Below are 21293 nucleotides of genomic sequence, written 5' to 3'. Positions count from 1 at the left end.
GTGACGCTTCGCCTCGCTGCACGCTTCGTCGCCGCGGTCATCCTGGCCGCGGCGACGGGCGTCAGCGTCCCTGTTCCCCCCGCAGGTGCGGCGACCTGCGCGACGTCGTCCGGCGTCAGCGTCGTGGTCGACTTCGGCACGCTGGGCGGCGGCGTACAGACCTCGTGCGATGCCGGGGGAGCGAGCAAGAACGCCGCGGCGATGCTCGGCGCCGCCGGCTACTCGCTGACCTACGTGCAGCGGTTCCCGGGCTTCATCTGCCGGATCAACGGCGTCCCCGCCGACGACCCGTGCGTCAACACCCCGCCCGGTGATGCCTACTGGGGCCTGTTCTGGTCCGACGGCAAGAACGGCTCGTGGGTCTACTCCAGCATCGCCGCAGGCGGGCTGCGCGTGCCCTCCGGCGGCTACGTCGGCCTCGCCTGGCAGTCCTCCGCCGACCGCCGGGTCCCCGGGGTGCCCGCGAGCGTGCGGCCGTCGCCCAAGCCGACGCCCACTCCGAAGCCGACGCCCACTCCGTCCCCGACGAAGAAGCCGACGCCCACCCCGACTTCGGCGCCCACGCCGTCAGCGACTGCCACCCCCACGCCGTCGGCCACTCCGTCGAAGTCACCGCCGAAGAAGAAGCCGACCAAGAAGCCGACGGCCCTGCCCTCGTCTGCTGTCCCCTCCTCGGTCGCCCCGTCGTCTGCCGAGTCGCCCTCGCCCGTCTCGGCGCCCGACTCTGATGCGGGCGACGACTCGGCCGCCGCGTCGGCCGTGCCGACCTGGCTGGTGCTGGCCGTGCTGGCCGCGCTGCTGGTCGGCGGCGGCGCTGCGATCGTCGTACGACGGCGGGGGTCGCCTCGATGAGCTCGCGGATCGCCCGTGATCTCCACCCGATGGCGTGGTGGCTGTGGGCGATCGGGCTGGCCGCTGCTGCGTCATTCACCACCAACCCGCTGATCCTGCTCCTGCTCGTGGCCGTCGCCGCGCTGGTCGTGGCCCTGCGTCGCGGTGACCACCCGTGGTCGCGGTCGTTCCGGCTGTACCTGTGGCTCGGCGTCGCGATCGTGGTGATCCGGGTGCTGTTCCGCATTGTCTTCGGGGGCGTCGAGGGCGGTCATGTGCTGCTCGACCTGCCCGCTGTCCCGCTGCCCGGCTGGGTGACCGGCGTGCGGCTGCTCGGACCACTGACCAGCGAGGGGCTGCTCGCCGGCCTGTACGACGGGCTGCGACTGGCGGCGATCGTGGTGTGTGTCGGCGCGGCCAACGCGCTGGCCAACCCCAAGCGGCTACTGAAGTCGGTGCCGCCCGCTCTCTACGAGATCGGTACGTCGCTGGTCGTCGCGGTGACGATCTTCCCGCAGCTGGCCGACAGTGCCCGGCGGGTGCGTGCGGCGCAGGCCCTGCGTGGCGGCAGCACGGGCCGAGTCGGACGTTTGCGCCGCTTCCTGGTGCCGGTGCTCGAGGACGCGCTCGAGCGCTCGCTGACACTGGCTGCCGGCATGGACCTGCGCGGCTACGGCCGTGCTCCCGGGCTCTCCCGTCGCCAGCGCTGGACCACCGGCACCCTCCTACTCGTGGGGCTGTGCGGCATCTGCGTCGGTGTCTACGCCGTCCTCGACCGCACCGCCCCGCGGGCGCTGGCCGTGCCGATGCTGGTCGGGGGAGCCGTCGCCGCCGTCGCCGGTCTGGAGTCGGCGGGCCGCCGCGTCGAGCGCACCCGCTACCGGCCGGACGCGTGGCTGTGGCCCGACATCCTCGTCGCCGTCACCGGCTTCCTCACCGGGTACGTCGGGTGGTCCCTTGGCCAGCAGCAGCCGCTGGTCGCCCATCCCGGCGTCGTCGACTGGCCCGTCGTCAGCGTGCTCGCCCTGGTCGGCATCCTCGTGGGTGCCCTGGCGGGCGTGCTCGCGCCACCGCCGCGGGTGGTCGGATGATCGAGCTGCGCGACATCGTCTTCTCCTACTCCGCCGACGACGAGTCACCGGCGGTGCTCGACCACGTCGACCTCGCCCTCGAGCCCGGCGAGCTGGTGCTGGTCTCCGGACGTACGGGTGTCGGCAAGTCCACGCTCCTCGGGGTGCTGACCGGCCTGGTGCCACGGTTCAGCGGCGGCCGGCTGACCGGCGACGTACTTCTCGACGGGCGGAGCATCCTGCACCAGCCACCGCGCGAACGGGCGCATGTGATCGGCTTCGCCGGCCAGGACCCGCTGGCCGGGTTCGTCACCGACACGGTCGAGGAGGAGCTCGCCTACGGCATGGAGCAGCTCGGCCTGCCCGGCGACACGATGCGACGTCGCGTCGAGGAGACGCTCGACCTGCTGGGACTGGCCGACCTGCGCGAGCGTGACCTGCGCACGCTCTCCGGAGGCCAGCAGCAGCGGGTGGCGATCGGGTCGGTGCTCACCACGCATCCGCGGCTGCTGGTGCTCGACGAACCCACGTCCGCCCTCGACCCGACCGCGGCCGAGGAGGTGCTGGCCACGCTCACCCGGCTGGTGCACGACCTCGGGCTGACCGTGCTGCTCGCCGAGCACCGACTCGAGCGCGTGGTGCCGTTCGCCGACCGGATGGCGCTGCTCACCGGCGACGGCCGGCTGCTCGTCGACGAGCCGGCGACCGTGCTGGCTTCCTCGCCGGTGGTTCCCCCGATCGTCGAGCTCGGCCGGCTCGCCGGCTGGGACCCCTTGCCGCTCAGCGTGCGCGATGCCCGCCGGCGCGCTGCCTCACTCTCCTCCCGGCTTGCTGGCGCGACGCCGTACGACGGGCGCGTGGGCAGCGACGTGCTGCTGACCGCCCGCGGGGTGAGCGTCACGCACGGCCGCACCCGCGCGGTCGCGGGCGTTGACCTCGACCTGCACGCCGGAGGCGTCACCGCGCTGATGGGCCGCAACGGCGCGGGCAAGTCGTCGCTGCTGTGGGCGCTCCAGGGATCCGGGCGACGCACTGCGGGCAGCGTCGAGGCCGGCGGGCTCGACCCGGCGAAGCTCGACGCGCCCGCCCGGCGGGCCCAGGTCGGCCTGGTGCCGCAGACAGCCGCCGACCTGCTCTACCTCGAGTCGGTCCGTGAGGAGTGCGCGGCCGCCGACACCGGTGCCGAGGCGGGCACGTGCAGCGACCTGCTCGACCGGCTGGTGCCCGGGATCGACCGCGCCGCGCATCCGCGCGACCTCTCGGAGGGTCAGCGGCTGGCGGTGGTGCTGGCGATCGTGCTCACCGCCCGGCCGCGGGTGCTGCTGCTCGACGAGCCGACGCGTGGCCTCGACTACCCGGCCAAAGAGACGCTGGCCGCGATCCTGCGCGACCTCGCCGATGCCGCCCACGCCGTGCTCGTGTCCACCCACGACGTCGAGTTCGCGGCCCGGGTCGCCGACGAGGTGATCGTGATGGCCTCGGGCGAGGTCGTCTCGGCCGGTCCGGCGCGCACCGTGCTGGCACAGTCGCCGGCGTTCGCCCCGCAGGTCACCAAGATCCTGGGCGCGCCGTGGCTGCGCGTCGACGAGGTCGCCGAGGCCCTGTCGGTGACCGATGGGTGAGTCCGGGCAGCTCGCGCTCCGGGCCGTGCCGCTGCGGGCCCGGTCGGTCGTCGTACTCTCCGTCGCCTCCGTCGCCGGCCTGATGATGCTGGCCTGGCCACTGCTGGTGCGGGTGCCCGAGAACGCGCGGATCGACCCCCCGTTCATCTTCCTGGCGCTGCTGCCCCTGGTGATCGTGGTGGTGCTCGCGGAGTTCTCCGAGGGCGGCATGGACGCGCGCGTGCTGGCGATCCTCGGCGTGCTGAGCGCCGTGAACGCGATCCTGCGCGGGCTCGGCGCGGGCACCGCCGGCATCGAGCTGGTGTTCTTCCTGCTGATCCTGGCCGGTCGGGTGTTCGGGCCGGGGTTCGGCTTCGCGCTGGGCTGTACGTCGCTCTTCGCGAGCGCCCTGATGACCGCCGGCGTCGGCCCGTGGCTGCCGTTCCAGATGCTGGTGTCGGCGTGGATCGGCATGGGTGCCGGGTTCCTGCCGCGTCGCTTCACCGGTCGCGCCGAGATCGCGGTGCTGGTCGTGTACGGCGTCGTGTCGGCGTACGCGTTCGGCCTGCTGATGAACCTTTCCAGCTGGCCCTTCACCCTCGGCATCGTCGTGCCCGGGCACGAGGGCGGGCTGTCGTTCGTCGCCGGCGCGCCACTGGTGGAGAACCTGCAACGCTTCGGTGTCTACACGCTGCTGACGTCCACCGGCAGCTGGGACACCGGCCGGGCGGTCACCACCGCGCTGATGCTGATCGTGCTCGGCCCGGCGATCCTCAGCACCCTGCGGCGGGCGTCGCGGCGGGTGGTCGTGGAGCAGCGCTGAGGGCTCGTCGTACCCGGGCTCTGGCGTCGTTCCCGACGCTGTGTGTGCGTTGCAACGACGCCGAGGCGACGGGACACCCGGTCAGCCGGGTATCGCTGCGGGACCACCTACGGCGTGACCTGCAGGATCCGGTCGTCCTCAGGAGCCGGATTCCCCCGCCCGTCCTTGTTCGACGTGGTCACCCACAGCGTGCCGTCGGGGGCGGCGACGACGGTGCGCAGCCGGCCGTAGTCGCCTACGAAGAAGTCGCGCGGCGTCCCGGCCCGCTCGCCGTCGACGGGCACCTTCCATAGCCGCGCGCCGCGCAAGGCGCCGAGCCACAGCGAGCCGTCGAGCCAGGCCAGCCCCGAGGGTGACGCCTCGCTCGTATGCCACACCACCTGCGGGTCGACGAAGCCGGTGCCGCCGTTGTCGGCGCGGCCCTCGACCTCGGGCCAGCCGTAGTTGGCGTCCTTCTCGATCAGGTTGAGCTCGTCCCACGTCGAGTCGCCGAACTCGCTCGCCCACAAGCGGTCGCCGTCGTCGAACGCCAGCCCCTGCACGTTGCGGTGCCCGAGGCTCCAGATCGCCGAGCCATCGGGGTTGCCCGGCGCGGGATCCCCGGACGGCGTGAGCCGCAGGATCTTGCCGCCCAGCGAGTCGCGGTCCTGGGCGAGATCGCCGTCGCCGGTCTCGCCGGTGGACGCATAGAGGAACCCGTCGGGCCCGAACGCCAGCCGGCCGCCGTCGTGGATGAACCCCTTCGGGATGCCGGTGAAGATCGGCTCGACGTCAAAGAGCGCGGTGCCGTCGTACGTCGCGCGCACGATGCGGTTGTCGTCGGCGGTCGTGAGGTAGAAGAAGACGGTCTGGTCGGTCGCGAAGTCGGGCGAGACCGCGACGCCCATCAGGCCGCCCTCGCCTTCGGGAGCCGCGGACTCGATGGTGCCGACCTCCTCGACGGTGCCGTCGCCGGGCACGAGCAGCACGCGCTCGGTGTCCCGTTCGGTCACGAGCGCCGTGCCGTCGGGCAGGAACGCGATGCCCCACGGCACCGCCAGGCCCTCCGCGATGGTGCCCGTGACCTTCGGAGGTCCCGATGCAGGTGTGGGTGCGGGCGAATCCGAAGCAGCTGGGGCCGCCGGCGCCTCGGATGCACCCGGGCTGGCGGTGACGGTGGGGTCGCCCGTGTTGGGCTCGCCGGAGCAGGACGACGCCAGCAGCGTCGTACTCACGAGACCCGCAAGGAGTACGACGCCGCGTCGGCGCATCAGCCGACTCGCTCGAGGAACTCCAGCAGCAGTCCGTGGACCACTTCTGGCTGCTCGAGCGACAGGAAGTGGCTGCCCCTGAGCTCGACGTACGTCGACTCCTTCAGCCGCTCGGCCGCGCTGGCCATGTCGCGGGAACCGGCCAGGACGTCCCAGCGGCCGGCGACGAAGAACGCCGGCACGTCGATCTTCGAGAGCGAGACGCGGGCGTGCTCGGAGGTGCGCAGGGCGAGGTGGAGGTACCAACCGACGGGGGTGGTGAGAAACTCGCGCACCGCCCGCGCGGTTACCTCGATGTCAGCCACCGGCAGCATGAAGCCGGTGTGCGAGAGCACGCGGATGACGTTGGCTCCGATGGGCAGCCGCGAGGTGATCGGGGTGAGCGCCCACCCCGCCGGACGCACGGTCCTCGCGATGCCGACAGCGAGGTGGTGGGCAAGCCGGCCGGGCAGGCGCAGCGGGCCGAGCATCGTGGCAAACGTGTCGCCCGGCACGCCCGCGACGGCGAAGATGCCCGCGACGCGCTCCGGGTTGCGCAGCGCCAGCTCGAACGCCGTGTTGACACCCATCGACCAGCCCAGGACCACCACCCGGTCGAGACCGAAGTGGTCGAGCACCGACAGCGCGTCGCTCACGAAGTCCTCGATGCCCACGCGCTGCGGGTCGGCCGGACGGTCGGAACCGCCGGTGCCGCGGTGGTTCCACGACACGACGCGTACGCCGCAGTTCGGGTCGAGCAGCGCCGGCCAGGCCCACGGGTTGGTGCCCAGCCCGTTGCACAGCAGCACCGTCGGGCCCCCGGCGGCACTGATCACCCCCTCCGGGTCGTTGGTCCAGGCGCGCAGGTGGGTGCCGTCGTCGGCCCGGACCTCCTCGAAGCCGAGGGAGGCGTCGGTCGTGACGGAGTCGTCGGTGACAGGTGCAGACATGCCTCGATTGTGCCCGAGCACCCGCATGGATTCGGTCAGGCTGGCGTCCAGTCGTCCCAGGGCGCCCACCAGCGTTCATCTTCGTCGAGCAGGCCGATCACGTCCTCGGCGGCCGCGAGGACCTCACCGACCGTCTCGAGCGTGATGCGGCCCTGCGTCATCTGGGCGTTGAGGTGCTCGACGTCCTTCCACTCCCGACGGCCGTCGGGGTGCACGATCAGGTCGAGGCCGTAGTCGTCGGTGTCGAAGCCGTCGTCGTGGCGCACGATCGGCGCCTCGAAGTTGACGTACCAGTGACGGAACGTGCCATCGGTCTCGTAGAACTTCCACACGCCGTACTTGTCGCCCGCCCGCAACAGCTGCAGCACGATCGAGGCGCCCCACTGCTCGTGCGCGCCCCAAGGGTGCGGCCCGAACGGATGCCCAGGGAAGACGAACGTCGACCCCGGCTCGAGGAGTACGGCGAGCACGTCGCCGTCATCGGCCACGACCGTGACGGGGTGCTCCATCCAGAGTTGGCCGTGCAGGACCTCACAGCGGCGGATCGTGGTCCCTGGCTGGTAGCGCGGCTGCATAGGCGACGAGGTTAGTCACGTATGTCGCGGGGTGGTCACCCGCACGTCACCGGGCGGTTGGCGAGGAGTCGGCCGGGCGTTGTCCGCGGCTGATGACAGTGGCCCATGGACACAACTCGTCGAAGCATCATCAAGACCGGCATCATGACCAGCGGCGTCGCCCTCGTCGGCGCAGGCACCATCCTCGACCAGCGCCCCTCGGCGGCGGCGTCGACGCCGAGGACCAACCCCTTCACCCTCGGTGTCGCGAGCGGCGACCCCTTGCCCGACGGCTTCGTGATCTGGACCCGGCTGGCCCCCGAGCCGCTCGCGGAGGACGGCCTGGGCGGTATGCCGTCGGCCCGCCAGATCGTCTCGTGGCAGGTGGCGACAGACGAGCGCTTCCGCCGCGTCGTACGTGCCGGGGCGGCCCGCACCGGGCCCGAGCTCGGCCATGCCGTCCATGTCGAGGTCGCCGGCCTGGCGTCGGGCACGGAGTACTTCTTCCGGTTCCGGCTCGGCCGCCATCTCTCTACCAGCGGTCGCACTCGTACGGCGCCCGCGCTGCACAGCACCCCGGCGGCGCTCTCGATGGCCTTCGCCTCGTGCTCGCAGTTCGAGCACGGCCTCTTCACCGCCTACCGCCGCCTCGCCGAGGACCAGCCCGACCTTGTGCTCCACCTCGGGGACTACCAGTACGAGTACCGGAAGGGGTCCTACGTCGCGCCCGGCGGCAACGTGCGCGACCACGAGGGTCCCGAGACAGTCAGCCTCGCGGGCTACCGCCAGCGGCTGGCTCAGTACAAGACCGACCCCGACCTGCAGGCGGCGCATGCGGTCGCCCCGTGGCTGGTCGTGTTCGACGACCACGAGGTCGACAACAACTGGGCCGACGAGATCCCCGAGAACGCTGCGTCCGTGCCCGGCTTCATGGACCGCCGAGCCGCGGCGTTCCGTGCCTACTACGAGAACATGCCGCTGCGTCGTACCTCGTTGCCGAACGGGCCGGACATCCAGGTCTACCGCCGGCTCCAGTGGGGCTCGTTGGCCAACTTCCACATGCTCGACACCCGGCAGTACCGCGACGACCAGGCCTGTGGCGACGGGTACGACGACTGCCCCGAGGCCGCGGCGCCCGAGCGCTCCCTGCCCGGCGCGGCGCAGGAGCAGTGGCTCGCCGACGGCTTCCGCTCCTCGACGCAGACCTGGGACGTGCTCGGCCAGCAGGTCTTCTTCGGCCGACGTGACAGCACGATCACGCCCGACAACACCGTCTCGATGGACTCCTGGGACGGCTACCCGGCCGCGCGCGACCGGGTCGTCCGGTCCTGGGTCGACGCCGGGGTGCGCAACCCGATCGTGCTGACCGGCGACGTACACGCCCACTGGGGCTCCAACGTGCTCACCGACTGGAACGACGCCGCGTCACCGGTGCTGGGCGAGGAGTTCGTCTGCTCGTCGATCACGTCGGGCGGCAACGGCTACGACCAGCCGACCGGCAGGCACCCCTGGGCGGCGCAGAACCCGAACCTGACGTTCTGGACCAACCTGCGCGGCTACGTGAACACCACGATCACGCCGGAGTCGTTCACCGCCGACTTCCGCTGCATCCCCGAGGTCCGGTCGGGGGAGGCGGCCGCGTTCACGCGGGCGACGTTCGTGATCGACAGCGGCGTGCGGGGGATGCGCAAGGTGGCCGACAACCCGCTGCCCACGACGCTCACCCGTCGGGCGCCGCGCAGCGACGAGCAGATCATCGCCGACACGATCGAGGCCGAAACGGGTCACTGATCGTTGAGTTGCGCCTCCCGCACCGTTGAGTTGCGGCTCCCGCATCATCAAAGCGGAACCGAGGCGCAACTGAACGGGAACAGAGGCGCAACTCAACGAAGGGGTCAGTTGGGCACGGGTTCGGTTTGCACCGCGCGGCCGGTGCGCGTCGCGCCGATGCTCGCGACCACGACGCAGACGATCGCGAGCCACTGCCAGACCGACAGCAGCTCACCGAGGACGGCCGCCGCCGCCAGCGCGGCGGCGGCCGGCTCGAGGCTCATCAGGATCCCGAAGACCGAGGGGCGCAGCGTGCGCAGCGCGACAAGCTCGCAGCTGTAGGGGATGACCGAGCTGAGCACGCCGATTGCCGCGCCGATCAGCAGCACCCGAGGCTCGAGCAGCGTCGTACCCCCGGCGACGAGGGCCATCGGCATCAGCACCACTGCGGCGATCACCGACGCCACAGCGAGGCCGTCGAGGCCCTGCCAGCGGCTGCCGGTGCTCGCGCTGAGCAGGATGTACGCCGACCACGCGGCGCCCGCGAGCAGCGCGAAGAGCACTCCGACCAGGTCCAGGTCGGTGCGTTCGACACCGAGCAGCATCACGCCGACACCGGCCAGGCCGACCCAGGCGAGGTCGCGTGCGCGGCGCGAGCCGACGACCGCGAGGGTCAGCGGGCCGATGAACTCCAAGGTGACCGCAATGCCGAGCGGGATGCGCGCGAACGACTGGTAGATCGCGAAGTTCATCAGGCCCAACGAGAGCGCGAACCCGACCACGACCTGCCAGTCGCGGGGAGTGCGGCCGCGCAGCCGCGGTCGAGCGATGGCCACGAGAATGAGCGCGCTGGCCGCGAGCCGCAGCCACACCAGCGCCGTGGGCGAGATCGTGCCGAACAGGTCCTTGGCGAACGCCGCCCCCAGCTGCACCGAGGCGATGCCGACGAGGACCAGCCAGACCGCCCTACTCACTCTGGGAGCTCACTCGCCGGCCTCGACGCGCTTCACCAGACGGGCGACGATCTCGCGCTCGGCGCCGAGGTAGTCGAGGCCCCAGTCGGCGACGAGTGCGGGATGACGGAACACCTCCCCATCATGGTCGGCGCCGCGCAGTGACTCGCGCACCTCCCTCAGCGCGGACAGCTCCTCCTCGAGGGCGGTGAGGTGGGACCGCAGCATCGCCAGGGTGTCGTCGGTGTCGACCAGGTGGCCGAGCAGCAGCCGCAGCGCGACCGGGTGCTTGAGCACCTGGAAGCCGGCCGGCGTCTCGCGCATCCAGGCCGCCAGGTCGCGCCGCCCATGGGCGGTGATGCGGTACGTCGTGCCGCGTCCTTCGCCCAGCTTGTGCACCAGTCCGGCCTCGGTCAACCGGGCCAGCTCGCTGTAGACCTGGCTCATCGCGGGGGAGACCCAGTAGAAGCGCAGCGTCATGTCGGCGCGCTGCTTGAGCTCGTAGCCGGTCAGCTCGTCGCCGAACGTCAGCAGCCCCAGCAGGGCGTATGACGTGATCGGAAGGTCTTGACGTGGCACCCAGTCAGACTACTGTTCCTTTTAGGAATAGAGGGGTCGATCTCACGTCCGGAGAGGGACTGACTGATGAGCACGACGATGTTGATGGTGGGTACGCGCAAGGGACTCTGGATCGGCACTTCCGACGAGGCCAGGCAGGACTGGTCGTGGACAGGCCCGCACTTCCCGATGGAGGAGGTCTACTCCGTCATGGTCGACCAGCGCGGCGACAAGCCACGGCTGCTGGCGGGGGCGGCGTCGAGCTGGCTCGGACCGCAGGTCTGGCGCTCCGACGACCTCGGCGAGAAGTGGGACGAGACCCCCAACGGCGCGATCCGGTTCCCCGAGGACTCCGGCGCCACGCTCGCCCGGGTCTGGCAGCTGGTGCCCGGGGTGGAGGACGGCGTCGTGTGGGCCGGCACCGAGCCGGGCGCGATCTTCAAGTCGGTCGACGGGGGCGAGCGCTTCGACTTGGTGCGCGGCCTCTGGGACCACCCGCACCGCAAGGAGTGGAACGAGGGGTACGGCGGGCAGGCCTTCCACACGATTCTGCCGCACCCCACCGACGGTGGCTCCGTGCTCGCTGCCATCTCGACCGGCGGCGTCTACCGCACCAGCGACGGCGGCGAGACCTGGGAGCCGGCCAACAAGGGCGTCAAGGCCGAGTTCATGCCGGGGGAGCGTTTCTACCCCGAGTTCGGCCAGTGCGTGCACAAGGTCGCCCGCGACTCCGGCTCGCCCGACAAGCTCTTCCTCCAGAACCACGGCGGCGTCTACCACTCCGACAACGGCGGCGACTCCTGGGACGACATCGCACCCGGCCTGCCCACCGAGTTCGGCTTCGCCATGGTCGCGCACCCGCACCAGCCCGACACGGCGTACAACTTCCCCATCACCGACGCAGGGGCCCGCTGGCCGGTCGACGGCAAGGCGAGGGTCTACCGCACCACCGACGCCGGGTCCTCGTGGGCGCCGATGGGTGAGGGTTCGCTGCCCGACAACTACTACGCTGCGGTGATGCGCGACGCGATGTGCGCCGATGACCACGAGCAGATCGGGCTCTACTTCGGTGGCCGCAACGGCGGGGTGTGGGCGTCGGCCGACGAAGGCGGCTCGTGGCAGCAGATCAACGCCGACCTGCCCGACGTGATGGTGGTGCGCGCCGCCGTCCTCGACTGACAGGATCCTCTCGTGAGCGCCTTCAGCATGAGCCGGTCCACCACCATCGACGCGCCCCCGGGGGTCGTGCACGGACAGCTCGACGACTTCCGCGCGTGGCAGTCCTGGTCGCCCTGGGAAGGTCTCGACCCCGACCTGCAGCGCACCTTCACCGGCCCAGCGACCGGCGTGGGCTCGCACTACCACTGGAAGGGCAACTCGAAGGCGGGTGAGGGGACCATGGAGATTACCGAGTCGACACCGACGCGGGTGGCCATCGACCTGGAGTTCCTCAAGCCCTTCAGGGCCACCAACGTGACGTCGTTCGACCTCGTGCCAAGCGGCTCGCGCACCGACGTCACCTGGACCATGACGGGCCAGCGCAGCCTGCTGATGTCCCTGATGGGCAGGCTGTTCTTCGACAAGGCGATCGGCAAGGACTTCGAGAAGGGCCTGGCCCGACTCAAGGCCACGGCAGAGGCATGAGCGACCCGCTCATCGCCGCCGCGGCCGCGGCGATCGGCCTGGACGCGTTCGACGACGTCAGCGAGATCCTGCACGGCGACCGCAGCCGGGTGCTGCGGGTGCGCGCCGGCGACGCGTCGTACATCGTCAAGGGCTACCTCACCGACGAGGGCGACACCAGGGCTCGCGAGACCGCGGCGCTGCGTGCCCTCGATGGCCTGGACGTGGTGTCCGACCTGGTGGGGACCTCCGCCGACCCGCCGCTGATCGTGGTGCGCGACCTCGGCGAGCACCCGAACGTCGCCGACGCCGTGCTCGGTCGCGACCCCGGCGTCGCCGACCGGGCAGTCGATGCCTGGACCGACGCGATCGCCGACATGCACGCCACCACGGACGAAGGTGTCCTCGACAGTTTTGCCACCCACCTCGCCTCGATGGCGCCGCACCGGGCCACCCACGGCGTGCCCGGTGCCCTCGAGTGGTCCGTCGGCAAGTACGACGAGCTCGCGGCCGCCATCGACCTGCCGGTGCCCGCGGGTTTCGCCGATGAGCTGCTCGCCCTGCCCGACCGCTTCCGTCGTAACGAGGTCGTGCTGACCGCGGGCGACTGCTGTCCCGACAACAACGCGCTGATGGGCGATCGGGCAGTGCTCTACGACTTCGAGTTCGCCGAGATCAGGCACGTCGCTTGGGACGTCGCCTACCTGCGGGTGCCGTGGCCGACGTGCTGGTGCGCGTGGCGGCTGCCCGACGCGGTGGCGGCCAGGGGGGTCGCGCGCTACCGCGAGCGCCTCGCGCCCCGCATCCCGTACGTCGCCACCGACGACTTCCTGCACGACCTCGACGTGGCGACGGTGGGCTGGTGTCTGATGTCCGCCTCCTGGTGGATCCCGCCGGCGCTCGACGAGGACACGTTCCAGGGCGGCGACGAGGATGCGCCCAGCACCCGCCCGAAGATGCTGCACCGGCTCTGGCTGGCCGGTCAGCTGCCCGCGGACCCCGAGCTGACCTCGTACGCACGGGCGCTGCACCGAGCCCTCGTGCGGCGCTGGGGCGATCCGGCGCTCGTCCTCGCACCTGCCTGGCGAGACGACGACATCGCGATCCCCTGAGGGCCTGCCGGCCCCCAGGGGGTTCGCCACCTCTAGACCCGGGACTCGTCCCTGGCCCGCACCGGCACCGGCTCAGCAGGCAGGTGCCGGCTCACCCGCACGCGTGCGGGGGTGAGGGGCCACCACCATGCGCGCTCACCCAGCAGGACTAGTGCTGCCGGCAGGATCACCAGCCGGATCAGCGTGGCATCGAGCAGGATCGCCGCGGACAGGCCGACGCCCAGCATCTTCATCTCGAGCATGCTCAGCGTCGCGAAGATCGCGAACACCGACACCATCACGGACGCGGCGCTGGTGATCACGCCCGCGGTCTCGGAGACCCCGCGCCGCACCGCGTCCCTGGTGGACTGACCCGCCTCGACGTACTCGCGGATCCGGCTGACGACGAAGACGTGGTAGTCCATCGAGAGCCCGACGAGCACCACCAGCACGAACAGCGGAATCCACTCGATCACGAAGCCGGGGCTGCTGAAGTCGAGCAGCGACTCGCCCCAGCCGTGCTGGAACACCAGCGTGATCAGGCCGAACGCCACCCCGACCGAGCCCAGGTTGAGCGCGGTCGAGAGCAGCGCGATCGGCACGCTGCGGAACGCGAAGGCCATCATCAAGAAGGTGAGCAGCAAGACGAATCCGATCACGAGCGGGAGCCGGCTCTGCTGGCGTTCGACGAAGTCGAGCGAATCGGCCGCGTCGCCGCCGACCACGACCTCGGCGGGCACGTCCAGCACGGAGGGCGCCAGGTCGCTCCGGAGCAGACGGAGCGCCTCGTCGACGCGATCGTCGGACTCCTCGAACGGCATCGTCAGGTGCAGGACGGACGTCCGCCCGTCCGTCGAGACCTCCACGGGCGGTGCGCTGTCGGTGAAGAGACCGGTCGCTGCCGCGTCCCCTGCGAGTACGTCGAGAGCCGTGCCCACTTCTTCGCGGTTGTCGGCGGAGGTGTGGACGACCACCTCGGCGCCGGGTCCCTGGGATGGGAACCGGTCGGCGATCTCGATCATCGTCTGCACCTGCGGGATGGAGTCGGGCAGCGTCTCGAGATTGGACGAGTGGGTCTTCATCCCGAGTGCCGGTGCGGCCAGGGCGGCCACGATCAGACCTCCCACGAGCACGGACGCGACCGGGTGGCGCAGGATCGGTCCGAGCAGGCGGCTGCTGATGCCGCCGCGTCCGATCCGTCGGTTGACGCGCCACAGCAGCGGCACCCGCGGGCGGTCGACCCAGCGACCGAGCTTGGCGAGCAGGGCAGGCAGCACGGTGATCGACCCGAGCACCGCGATCGCCACCACCAGGATCGCGCCGACGGCGAGGCTGTTGAACGTCGTGTCCTGCATGAGGAACAGGCCGGCCATCGATGCGATGACGGCTCCTCCCGAGACGAGGATCGAGTGTCCGGAGGTCTGCGCGGCGATCTCGACGGCGTCGAGCGTGGTGTGACCCCGTTCGCGTTCCTCGCGCTCGCGCTTGAGGTAGAAGAGTGAGTAGTCGACACCCACGGCCATGCCGATCAGCACGATCATGCTGGTCACGGTCGCGTCGGCGTGCACGAGGTGCGAGACCGGCGCACTGATGCCGATGGTCGCGGCCACACTGGTCGCGGCCAGCAGCACCGGGATGCCGGCGGCGATGAGAGCGCCGAACGCCAGCAGCATGAGGACCAGCGTGATCGGCAGGCTGATCGTCTCCGCCACCGAGAGGTCCTCGGCGACCTGGTCGTCGATGGCGGTGTCGAGCGTCAGGTCGCCGGTCTGGCTGAGCTCCAGGCCCGGGAACTGCGACTGGACCTCGTCGACGGCCGCGACGATCGGCCTGCTTCGTCGTGCTCCTTGGCGAGCTGGACCGCGACGAGCAGCGCCGTACTGTCCGGGCTCCACTGGGGCTCGACGACCTCGGCCACACCCTCGAGAGGACGTACGGCGTCCGCGACGGCCGCGGCCGCCTGCTGGGCGACGGCGCGGTGGGGAGCGACGCCGTCCTTCCCGGTGATCAGCACGTTCTCCGAGGGCAGGCCGTCGAGGCCGGCCTCGGCCACGAGCTGGTCGGCCCGGCCGGACTCGCCCATCCGGTAGTCGGCGTCGGAGGTCTCCACGGTCGGGATCGCGGTGGCGAGGCCGACCGCGACGACGACGAGGGCGAGCCAGCCGAGGATGGCGCGCCAGGGGTGGGCCGCGCTCCAGCGGGCGGCCTTCATGGACACTGCGGTCAGGGGGTTTCCGGCGGACATCAGGTTCTCCTGTCGTGGTCTTTGGGACGTCCTCAGCCTCGCGACCCGCGGCCCGATGATCAGGGGCCTCAGCACCCCGAACCGAGGTGGTGCCAGCACCACCGCGCCGGGCGCCGCGGTCGGGAATGATGCAGTCATGCCCGACACTGACCCACCGCCGAGCCGCCTTCAGCTCACCGGGTACGCCGCCCTGCAGGTGGCCTCCGTCGTGCCGCTGGTGGTCCTCTTCGTGCTCTGGGTCGCCGGCGGTGTGCTGATGGTGATCTGGGTGGGTGCGCTGCTGCTCACGGCAGTCATCCCGGTGACGCGGGGGCTGGCGAACGCCCACCGCCGGATGGCGTCACGGGTGCTGAGCAGCCCGGTGCCGACGCCGTACGTGCCGACGGAAGGCCGCAAGCTGTTGGCCAGGCTCCGGATCGTCGCCACCGACCCGATGACCTGGCGGGACCTCGGCTGGATGCTCGCTGCGATGACGGTCGGTTTCGCGATCTCGCTGGTCACTGTCGTACTGCTGCTGGGGGTCGTGAGCGGGTGGATCTGGTACTTCGCGGTCGAGCCGCTGATGCGCCTGCGCTCCACGATCGACCGGGCCTTCCTCTCGCCGGGCACCACCGACCGCCTGGAGCGCCGGGTCGAGGTGCTGACCGAGACACGCGCCGACGTGGTGGACGACTCGGCTGCCGAGCTGCGCCGCCTCGAGCGAGACCTCCACGACGGCGCCCAGGCCCGGCTGGTCGCGCTGTCGCTGAGCCTCGGCATGGCCGACGCGGTGTTCGCCTCCGACCCCGACGCCGCGCGCAAGCTGGTCAACGACGCCCGGCAGACGAGCGACGCGGCGCTGGGCGAGCTGCGCTCCGTCGTACGCGGAATCCACCCGCCTGTGCTCGCCGACCGCGGACTGGTCGGCGCCGTGCAGGCACTCGCGCTGGACATGGCGGTGCCGGTGTCGATCGAGGCCTCCCTTGCCGGACGTCCGTCGGCGTCGGTCGAGTCGGCGGTCTACTTCGCGGTCGCGGAGTGCCTGGCCAACATCGGCAAGCACGCGGGCGCCGAGAACGCCTGGATCCGAGTGTCGTACGACCGCGACGTGCTGCTCGCCGAGATCGGCGACGACGGCTCGGGCGGTGCGGACCCCGACACGGGCACGGGCATGCGGGGGGTGATGCGGCGGCTCGGGGCGTTTGACGGGACGATGATGGTCTCGAGCCCGGTCGGCGGGCCGACCCTCGTCACCCTGGAGGTCCCGTGCGACTTGTCCTCGCCGAGGACCACGCCCTGCTCAGAGCCGGCCTGACCCAGCTGCTCGAGACCCACGGCTTCACGGTCATTGCCTCCGTCGCCAACGAGGCCGACCTCGAGGACGCCCTCCAGGATCCCGAGGCCGAGGCCGCCGTGGTCGACGTACGCCTGCCTCCTACGCAGACCGACGAGGGCCTGCGCTCGGCGATCGCCGTCCGCGCCGTGCGACCGGGGTTCCCGGTGATGGTGCTCTCGCAGTACGTCGAGCACCTCTACGCCCGCGAGCTCCTGGCCAGCGGCGAGGGCGCGATCGGCTACCTGCTCAAGAACCGGGTCTCCGACGGGTCATCGCTGGCGGCACGGTGCTCGACCCCGAGGTGGTCGCCACGATCATGGCCCGCCGCCAGCAGGAACCCGTCGACCGGCTCAGCGCCCGCGAGCGCGAGGTGCTCGCGCTGATGGCACAGGGTCGCTCGAACGCCGCGATCGCGGTCGAGCTGTTCGTCACCGAGAAGGCCGTCGCCAAGCACATCAACGGCATCTTCACGAAGCTCGACCTTCCGCTCGACACCGACGACCACCGCCGGGTGCGCGCGGTGCTGACCTGGCTTCGGGTCTGAACGAGGCGGACTGGTGAGACGGTGGCTTCGCGATCCCCTGACCGATTCGCGGGTAGTCCGTAGCAATCCGCACCGCCAGCCGCCCGACGAGGTGCAATTTGCCCCGGACTATCCAGCCGACGGGCGCGGCTGAGACGCGAGGCAGAAGCGTCGCCAGGCGCGACTACGCTCGTGGGCATGACGAACGCTCCCGACATCAAGCCCCGTTCGCGCGACGTCACCGACGGCCTCGAGAAGGCAGCGGCGCGGGGGATGCTGCGTGCCGTAGGCATGGGTGACGACGACTGGGTCAAGCCGCAGATCGGGGTGGCGTCGAGCTGGAACGAGATCACCCCCTGCAACCTCTCGCTCGACCGGCTCGCCAAGGCGGTGAAGAACGGCGTGCACGCGGCTGGTGGCTACCCGCTGGAGTTCGGCACGATCTCGGTCTCCGACGGCATCTCGATGGGCCACGAGGGCATGCACTTCTCGCTGGTCTCCCGCGAGGTCATCGCCGACTCGGTCGAGACCGTGATGATGGCCGAGCGCCTCGACGGCTCGGTGCTGCTTGCCGGTTGCGACAAGTCGCTGCCCGGCATGTTGATGGCCGCGGCCCGGCTCGACCTCGCGAGTGTCTTCCTCTACGGCGGCTCGACCCTGCCCGGCAGTGTCGATGGCAAGGACGTCACGATCATCGATGCCTTCGAAGCGGTCGGCGCCTGTCTGGCCGGCAAGATCAGCCGTGACGAGGTCGACCGGATCGAACGCGCGATCTGCCCGGGCGAGGGCGCCTGCGGTGGCGCCTACACGGCCAACACGATGGCCTCGATCGGTGAGGCGCTCGGCATGAGCCTGCCCGGCTCGGCTGCCCCGCCGGCGGTCGACCGCCGGCGTGACGGCTTCGCGCACCGGTCCGGTGAGGCCGTGGTCGAGATGCTGCGCCAGGGCATCACCGCGCGCCAGATCCTCACGCGTGAGGCCTTCGAGAACGCCATCGCCGTGGCCATGGCCCTCGGTGGCTCGACCAACGCCGTGCTGCACCTGCTCGCGATCGCCCGCGAGGCCGAAGTCGACCTGACACTCGACGACTTCACGCGCATCGGCGACAAGGTTCCGCACCTCGGCGACCTCAAGCCGTTCGGCCGCTTCGTGTGGGTCGACCTTGACCGCGTCGGCGGCATCCCGGTGGTGATGAAGGCACTGCTCGACGCGGGCCTGATGCACGGCGACGCGCTGACGGTCACCGGCAAGACGCTCGCGGAGAACCTCGAGGAGCTGGCGCCGAAGGGTCTCGACGGCGAGGTCTTCCGCTCGCTCGACAAGCCGATCCACAAGAGCGGCGGCCTGACCATCCTCAAGGGCTCGCTGGCTCCCGAGGGCGCCGTGGTCAAGAGTGCCGGCTTCGACGACTCCACGTTCACCGGCACTGCGCGGGTCTTCGACGGCGAACGCGCTGCCCTGGACGCACTCACCGAGGGTGAGATCGTCGCCGGCGACGTCGTGGTGATCCGCTACGAAGGCCCCAAGGGTGGACCCGGCATGCGCGAGATGCTCGCCATCACCGGCGCGATCAAGGGCGCCGGCCTCGGCAAGGACGTCCTGCTCATCACCGACGGACGCTTCTCCGGAGGCACCACCGGACTCTGCGTCGGCCACATCGCTCCCGAGGCCGCCGACGGCGGCCCGATCGCGTTCGTGCGCGACGGCGACCAGATCACCCTCGACGTGTCCGGCCGCACCCTCGACGTACAGATCGACGACCTCGAAGAGCGGAAGGAAGGCTGGCAGCCGAACCCGCCGAAGTACACCCGGGGCGTGCTCGGGAAGTACGCCAAGGTCGTGCAGAGCGCGGCGCACGGAGCCGTCTGCGGCTGAGCATGATATCGGCGCGGGAGCGTGGGCCGCGGCGACTACAGTACGGCCATGATCCGGGGGATTCGCGAGGCTGCACTCGCATCGTTGACCTGTCTGACTCTCACCACCGTCGCCGGCCTGGCCGCGATGTCGAGCACTGCTGCGGCCGAGGTCCGGGCGGTGACCCCGACGTACGCCGCGGCGGCTGCCCGGCAGAAGGTGCCCGCGCTGCCGGGTGGCGGCCGTGAGGTCTTCGGTCATCACGGCTTCCTCGTGGCCTACTACGGCACCGCCAACACCGGCAGCCTCGGCGTGCTCGGCGAGACCGACCCCGACACCATGCATGCGCGGTTGACCAGCGCCGCCAAGCCCTTCAAGAAGAAGGGTGAGCGCATCCAGCCCGTCTACGAGCTGATCGTCACCGTGGCCGACGGCCCCACGGTGCCGGGCACCGACGGCGACTACAGCCACGACATCCTGCACAGTCTCGTGCAGCGCTACATCGACGCCGCGCACGCCCACAACGCCCTGCTGCTGCTCGACATCCAGCCCGGCCGGTCCGACTTCCTCACCGTCGCGAAGCGGTGGCAGTGGGCGCTCGAGGACCCGTGGGTGGGGCTGGCCCTTGACCCAGAGTGGCGGATGGGCTCCGATGAGGTGCCTGGGCAGACGATCGGCCAGGTCAGCGCCGCTGAGATCAACGAGGTCTCAGGCTGGCTCAACACCCTGACGAAGAGCAACGAGCTGCCCGAGAAGGTGTTCATGGTGCACCAGTTCCAGTCCGGCATGATCGGCGGCGTCAACGCGATCAAGAAGCGCGGCGACCTCGCCGAGGTGCTGCACATCGACGGGTTCGGGTCCCCGGCGCAGAAGCTCGCGACGTACTCCTCGCTGGCGAAGCCGAAGAAGTTCTCGATGGGGTTCAAGCTCTTCTACGACGAGGACGAGCCCCGCATGAAGGCCAGGGCCGTCCGCAAGATCAAGCCTGGCGTGTCCTTCGTGAGCTTCCAGTGACGACCACCGAGGCAGGTGCGAAGCCGATCACCGATCCCGCTGAGCTCGACGCCGTCGACGAGCTCGCGGGCCACCGCGCCCGGTTCGTGGGCGCCAGCAGCCCGATCGTCTACTTCGACGGCAACTCCCTGGGCCGGCCGCTGGTCGCTACTGCCCAGCGGCTGAGCAAGTTCGTCACCGACGAGTGGGGCGACCGGCTGATCCGCGGCTGGGACGAGCGGTGGATGGACCTGCCGACCTCGCTCGGCGACCGGCTCGGCAGCGTGCTCCTGGGCGCCGCCGGCGGCCAGACCGCCATCGGCGACTCGACGACTGTGTGGCTCTACAAGCTGATGCGCGCCGCGGTCGACCACCAGCAGCGCACCGACTCCGCGCGCACCGAGATCGTCATCGACACCGACAACTTCCCGACCGACCGGTACCTCGCCGAGGGCATCGCCGCCGAGCGCGGCCTGACCCTGCGCTGGATCGAGCCCGACTCCACTGGCGGCGTCACGCCCGAGCTCCTGTCGGCAGCAGTCGGCGAGGCCACCGCACTGGTGGTGCTGTGCCACGTCGCCTACAAGTCGGCCTTCCTCGCCGACGGGCCCGCACTCACTCGTATTGCCCACGACGCCGGCGCGCTCGTGCTGTGGGACCTGTGCCACTCGGCGGGCTCGGTGCCTGTCGACCTCGACGGCTGGGACGCCGACCTCGCGGTGGGCTGCACCTACAAGTACCTCAACGGCGGCCCGGGCTCACCCGCGTTCGGCTACGTCGCCGCGCGGCTGCACGGCAAGCTGACGCAGCCGATCCAGGGTTGGATGGGCGCCCGCGACCCGTTCGCCATGGGTCCGCGCTACGAACCGGCAGCCGGCATCCGCGGCTTCATCTCCGGCACGCCCGCGATCGTCGGCATGCTCGCCATGCAGGACATGCTCGACCTGATCGAGGAGGCCGGCATCGACGCGGTGCGGGCCAAGTCGCTCGCCCTGACGTCGTACACGCTGGAGCTGTCCGACGCCTGGCTCACCCCCCTCGGTGTCACCGTCCTGTCGCCCCGCGACGGTGCACAGCGTGGGGGCCACGTCACCCTCGGGCACCCCCGCTCACGCGAAGTCGTCAAGGCACTCTGGAAGCTCGGCGTGATCCCCGACTACCGCGAGCCCGGCGGCATGCGCATTGGGCTGTCTCCGCTCTCGACATCGTTCGACGAGGTGCACGAGGGCTTGGCGCAGGTGCGCGCCCTGCTGTCCCACAGCGGCCCGATAAGCGGGTGAGCGATCGTGGCGCCGATGCGAGGATGGCGC

At 71.0% G+C, this 21293-nt stretch carries 19 protein-coding genes and 1 pseudogene; 13 read left to right on the top strand and 7 right to left on the bottom strand.

The features are described 5' to 3' along the window. Genes H4Q84_RS05830 through H4Q84_RS05815 form a run of 4 tightly spaced genes read left to right on the top strand, consistent with a single transcriptional unit; the run spans position 1 to position 4325 of the window. Entirely contained in the window at positions 1-852 is an 852-nt protein-coding gene (locus H4Q84_RS05830; RefSeq protein ID WP_248582460.1) for a hypothetical protein, read from the top strand. Continuing rightward, the gene (locus tag H4Q84_RS05825) at positions 849-1922 is read left to right on the top strand and encodes an energy-coupling factor transporter transmembrane component T (protein ID WP_248582459.1); all 1074 of its coding nucleotides are present in this window, start codon (positions 849-851) and stop codon (positions 1920-1922) included. Before H4Q84_RS05830 ends, H4Q84_RS05825 begins: the two co-directional genes overlap by 4 nt. Continuing rightward, positions 1919-3523, top strand: coding sequence for an ABC transporter ATP-binding protein (locus tag H4Q84_RS05820; RefSeq protein WP_248582458.1), 1605 nt, complete (start codon positions 1919-1921; stop codon positions 3521-3523). The genes H4Q84_RS05825 and H4Q84_RS05820 overlap by 4 nt, the downstream gene beginning before the upstream one ends. Next, entirely contained in the window at positions 3516-4325 is an 810-nt protein-coding gene (locus H4Q84_RS05815; protein WP_248582457.1) for an ECF transporter S component, read from the top strand. The genes H4Q84_RS05820 and H4Q84_RS05815 overlap by 8 nt, the downstream gene beginning before the upstream one ends. 107 nt (positions 4326-4432) lie before the next feature. On the opposite strand, the gene H4Q84_RS05810 is transcribed toward H4Q84_RS05815, so the two are convergent. From H4Q84_RS05810 to H4Q84_RS05800, 3 genes are read right to left on the bottom strand one after another with little or no spacing between them, the layout of a single operon-like run. After that, entirely contained in the window at positions 4433-5575 is a 1143-nt protein-coding gene (locus H4Q84_RS05810) for a PQQ-dependent sugar dehydrogenase (protein WP_248582456.1), read from the bottom strand. Then, entirely contained in the window at positions 5575-6504 is a 930-nt protein-coding gene (locus H4Q84_RS05805) for an alpha/beta hydrolase (protein ID WP_248582455.1), read from the bottom strand. Before H4Q84_RS05805 ends, H4Q84_RS05810 begins: the two co-directional genes overlap by 1 nt. A 35-nt stretch (positions 6505-6539) precedes the next feature. Then, complete coding sequence (locus tag H4Q84_RS05800) at positions 6540-7079, bottom strand: DUF402 domain-containing protein (protein ID WP_248582454.1); 540 nt, start codon at positions 7077-7079, stop codon at positions 6540-6542. A 105-nt stretch (positions 7080-7184) separates the two neighbouring features. Between H4Q84_RS05800 and H4Q84_RS05795 the strand changes: the two genes are divergently transcribed. Continuing rightward, positions 7185-8849 (top strand): alkaline phosphatase D family protein, encoded by a 1665-nt coding sequence (locus H4Q84_RS05795; protein WP_248582453.1) that lies wholly within the window; start codon positions 7185-7187, stop codon positions 8847-8849. A 104-nt stretch (positions 8850-8953) separates the two neighbouring features. Here the strand turns inward: H4Q84_RS05795 and H4Q84_RS05790 are convergent, their stop codons facing one another. After that, entirely contained in the window at positions 8954-9802 is an 849-nt protein-coding gene (locus tag H4Q84_RS05790; protein WP_248582452.1) for an EamA family transporter, read from the bottom strand. Between the two features lie 9 nt (positions 9803-9811). After that, the gene (locus H4Q84_RS05785) at positions 9812-10360 is read right to left on the bottom strand and encodes a PadR family transcriptional regulator (protein ID WP_248582451.1); all 549 of its coding nucleotides are present in this window, start codon (positions 10358-10360) and stop codon (positions 9812-9814) included. 66 nt (positions 10361-10426) lie between these two features. Here H4Q84_RS05785 and H4Q84_RS05780 point away from each other — a divergent pair, with 66 nt between their 5' ends. The 3 genes from H4Q84_RS05780 to H4Q84_RS05770 are packed head-to-tail and all read left to right on the top strand — an operon-like array spanning position 10427 to position 13074. Continuing rightward, entirely contained in the window at positions 10427-11518 is a 1092-nt protein-coding gene (locus H4Q84_RS05780) for an exo-alpha-sialidase (protein ID WP_248582450.1), read from the top strand. Between the two features lie 12 nt (positions 11519-11530). Further along, a complete protein-coding gene (locus H4Q84_RS05775) occupies positions 11531-11983 on the top strand; it encodes an SRPBCC family protein (RefSeq protein WP_248582449.1) in 453 nt (150 codons plus the stop codon). After that, positions 11980-13074: a hypothetical protein gene (locus H4Q84_RS05770; protein ID WP_248582448.1), complete on the top strand. Its 1095-nt coding sequence runs from the start codon at positions 11980-11982 to the stop codon at positions 13072-13074. The genes H4Q84_RS05775 and H4Q84_RS05770 overlap by 4 nt, the downstream gene beginning before the upstream one ends. A 32-nt stretch (positions 13075-13106) precedes the next feature. Here the strand turns inward: H4Q84_RS05770 and H4Q84_RS05765 are convergent, their stop codons facing one another. Further along, complete coding sequence (locus H4Q84_RS05765; protein WP_248583618.1) at positions 13107-14879, bottom strand: MMPL family transporter; 1773 nt, start codon at positions 14877-14879, stop codon at positions 13107-13109. Beyond that, positions 14810-15298: a hypothetical protein gene (locus tag H4Q84_RS05760; protein ID WP_248582447.1), complete on the bottom strand. Its 489-nt coding sequence runs from the start codon at positions 15296-15298 to the stop codon at positions 14810-14812. The genes H4Q84_RS05765 and H4Q84_RS05760 overlap by 70 nt, the downstream gene beginning before the upstream one ends. A gap of 136 nt (positions 15299-15434) precedes the next feature. Here H4Q84_RS05760 and H4Q84_RS05755 point away from each other — a divergent pair, with 136 nt between their 5' ends. The 5 genes and pseudogenes from H4Q84_RS05755 to H4Q84_RS05735 all read left to right on the top strand — a co-directional run bounded on the left by H4Q84_RS05755 (position 15435) and on the right by H4Q84_RS05735 (position 21263). Continuing rightward, on the top strand, positions 15435-16592 hold the full coding sequence (locus H4Q84_RS05755; RefSeq protein ID WP_248582446.1) for a sensor histidine kinase: 1158 nt from the start codon (positions 15435-15437) through the stop codon (positions 16590-16592). Then, positions 16544-17157, top strand: a pseudogene (locus H4Q84_RS05750) (response regulator transcription factor). Before H4Q84_RS05755 ends, H4Q84_RS05750 begins: the two are co-directional and overlap by 49 nt. Before the next feature lie 177 nt (positions 17158-17334). Continuing rightward, a complete protein-coding gene (gene ilvD, locus H4Q84_RS05745; protein WP_248582445.1) occupies positions 17335-19011 on the top strand; it encodes a dihydroxy-acid dehydratase in 1677 nt (558 codons plus the stop codon). A gap of 48 nt (positions 19012-19059) precedes the next feature. Next, a complete protein-coding gene (locus H4Q84_RS05740; protein WP_248582444.1) occupies positions 19060-20004 on the top strand; it encodes a hypothetical protein in 945 nt (314 codons plus the stop codon). Next, positions 20001-21263: an aminotransferase class V-fold PLP-dependent enzyme gene (locus H4Q84_RS05735; RefSeq protein ID WP_248582443.1), complete on the top strand. Its 1263-nt coding sequence runs from the start codon at positions 20001-20003 to the stop codon at positions 21261-21263. Before H4Q84_RS05740 ends, H4Q84_RS05735 begins: the two co-directional genes overlap by 4 nt. Positions 21264-21293: the final 30 nt, after the last annotated feature.

This window comes from Nocardioides sp. InS609-2, assembly GCF_023208195.1.
Taxonomy (GTDB): domain Bacteria; phylum Actinomycetota; class Actinomycetes; order Propionibacteriales; family Nocardioidaceae; genus Nocardioides.
Note: the sequence above shows the minus strand (reverse complement) of the source record. Positions and strands in the feature narration are given on the sequence as shown.

What these genes read in the sequence shown, in the direction of transcription:
- H4Q84_RS05740 (WP_248582444.1), top strand. Translation starts at nt 19,060, where the DNA reads ATGATCCGGGGGATTCGCGAGGCTGCACTCGCATCGTTGACCTGTCTG.
- ilvD (WP_248582445.1), top strand. Translation starts at nt 17,335, where the DNA reads ATGACGAACGCTCCCGACATCAAGCCCCGTTCGCGCGACGTCACCGAC.
- H4Q84_RS05795 (WP_248582453.1), top strand. Translation starts at nt 7,185, where the DNA reads ATGGACACAACTCGTCGAAGCATCATCAAGACCGGCATCATGACCAGC.
- H4Q84_RS05780 (WP_248582450.1), top strand. Translation starts at nt 10,427, where the DNA reads ATGAGCACGACGATGTTGATGGTGGGTACGCGCAAGGGACTCTGGATC.
- H4Q84_RS05755 (WP_248582446.1), top strand. Translation starts at nt 15,435, where the DNA reads ATGCCCGACACTGACCCACCGCCGAGCCGCCTTCAGCTCACCGGGTAC.
- H4Q84_RS05800 (WP_248582454.1), bottom strand. Translation starts at nt 7,079, where the DNA reads ATGCAGCCGCGCTACCAGCCAGGGACCACGATCCGCCGCTGTGAGGTC.
- H4Q84_RS05805 (WP_248582455.1), bottom strand. Translation starts at nt 6,504, where the DNA reads ATGTCTGCACCTGTCACCGACGACTCCGTCACGACCGACGCCTCCCTC.
- H4Q84_RS05820 (WP_248582458.1), top strand. Translation starts at nt 1,919, where the DNA reads ATGATCGAGCTGCGCGACATCGTCTTCTCCTACTCCGCCGACGACGAG.
- H4Q84_RS05815 (WP_248582457.1), top strand. Translation starts at nt 3,516, where the DNA reads ATGGGTGAGTCCGGGCAGCTCGCGCTCCGGGCCGTGCCGCTGCGGGCC.
- H4Q84_RS05810 (WP_248582456.1), bottom strand. Translation starts at nt 5,575, where the DNA reads ATGCGCCGACGCGGCGTCGTACTCCTTGCGGGTCTCGTGAGTACGACG.
- H4Q84_RS05825 (WP_248582459.1), top strand. Translation starts at nt 849, where the DNA reads ATGAGCTCGCGGATCGCCCGTGATCTCCACCCGATGGCGTGGTGGCTG.
- H4Q84_RS05770 (WP_248582448.1), top strand. Translation starts at nt 11,980, where the DNA reads ATGAGCGACCCGCTCATCGCCGCCGCGGCCGCGGCGATCGGCCTGGAC.
- H4Q84_RS05760 (WP_248582447.1), bottom strand. Translation starts at nt 15,298, where the DNA reads ATGTCCGCCGGAAACCCCCTGACCGCAGTGTCCATGAAGGCCGCCCGC.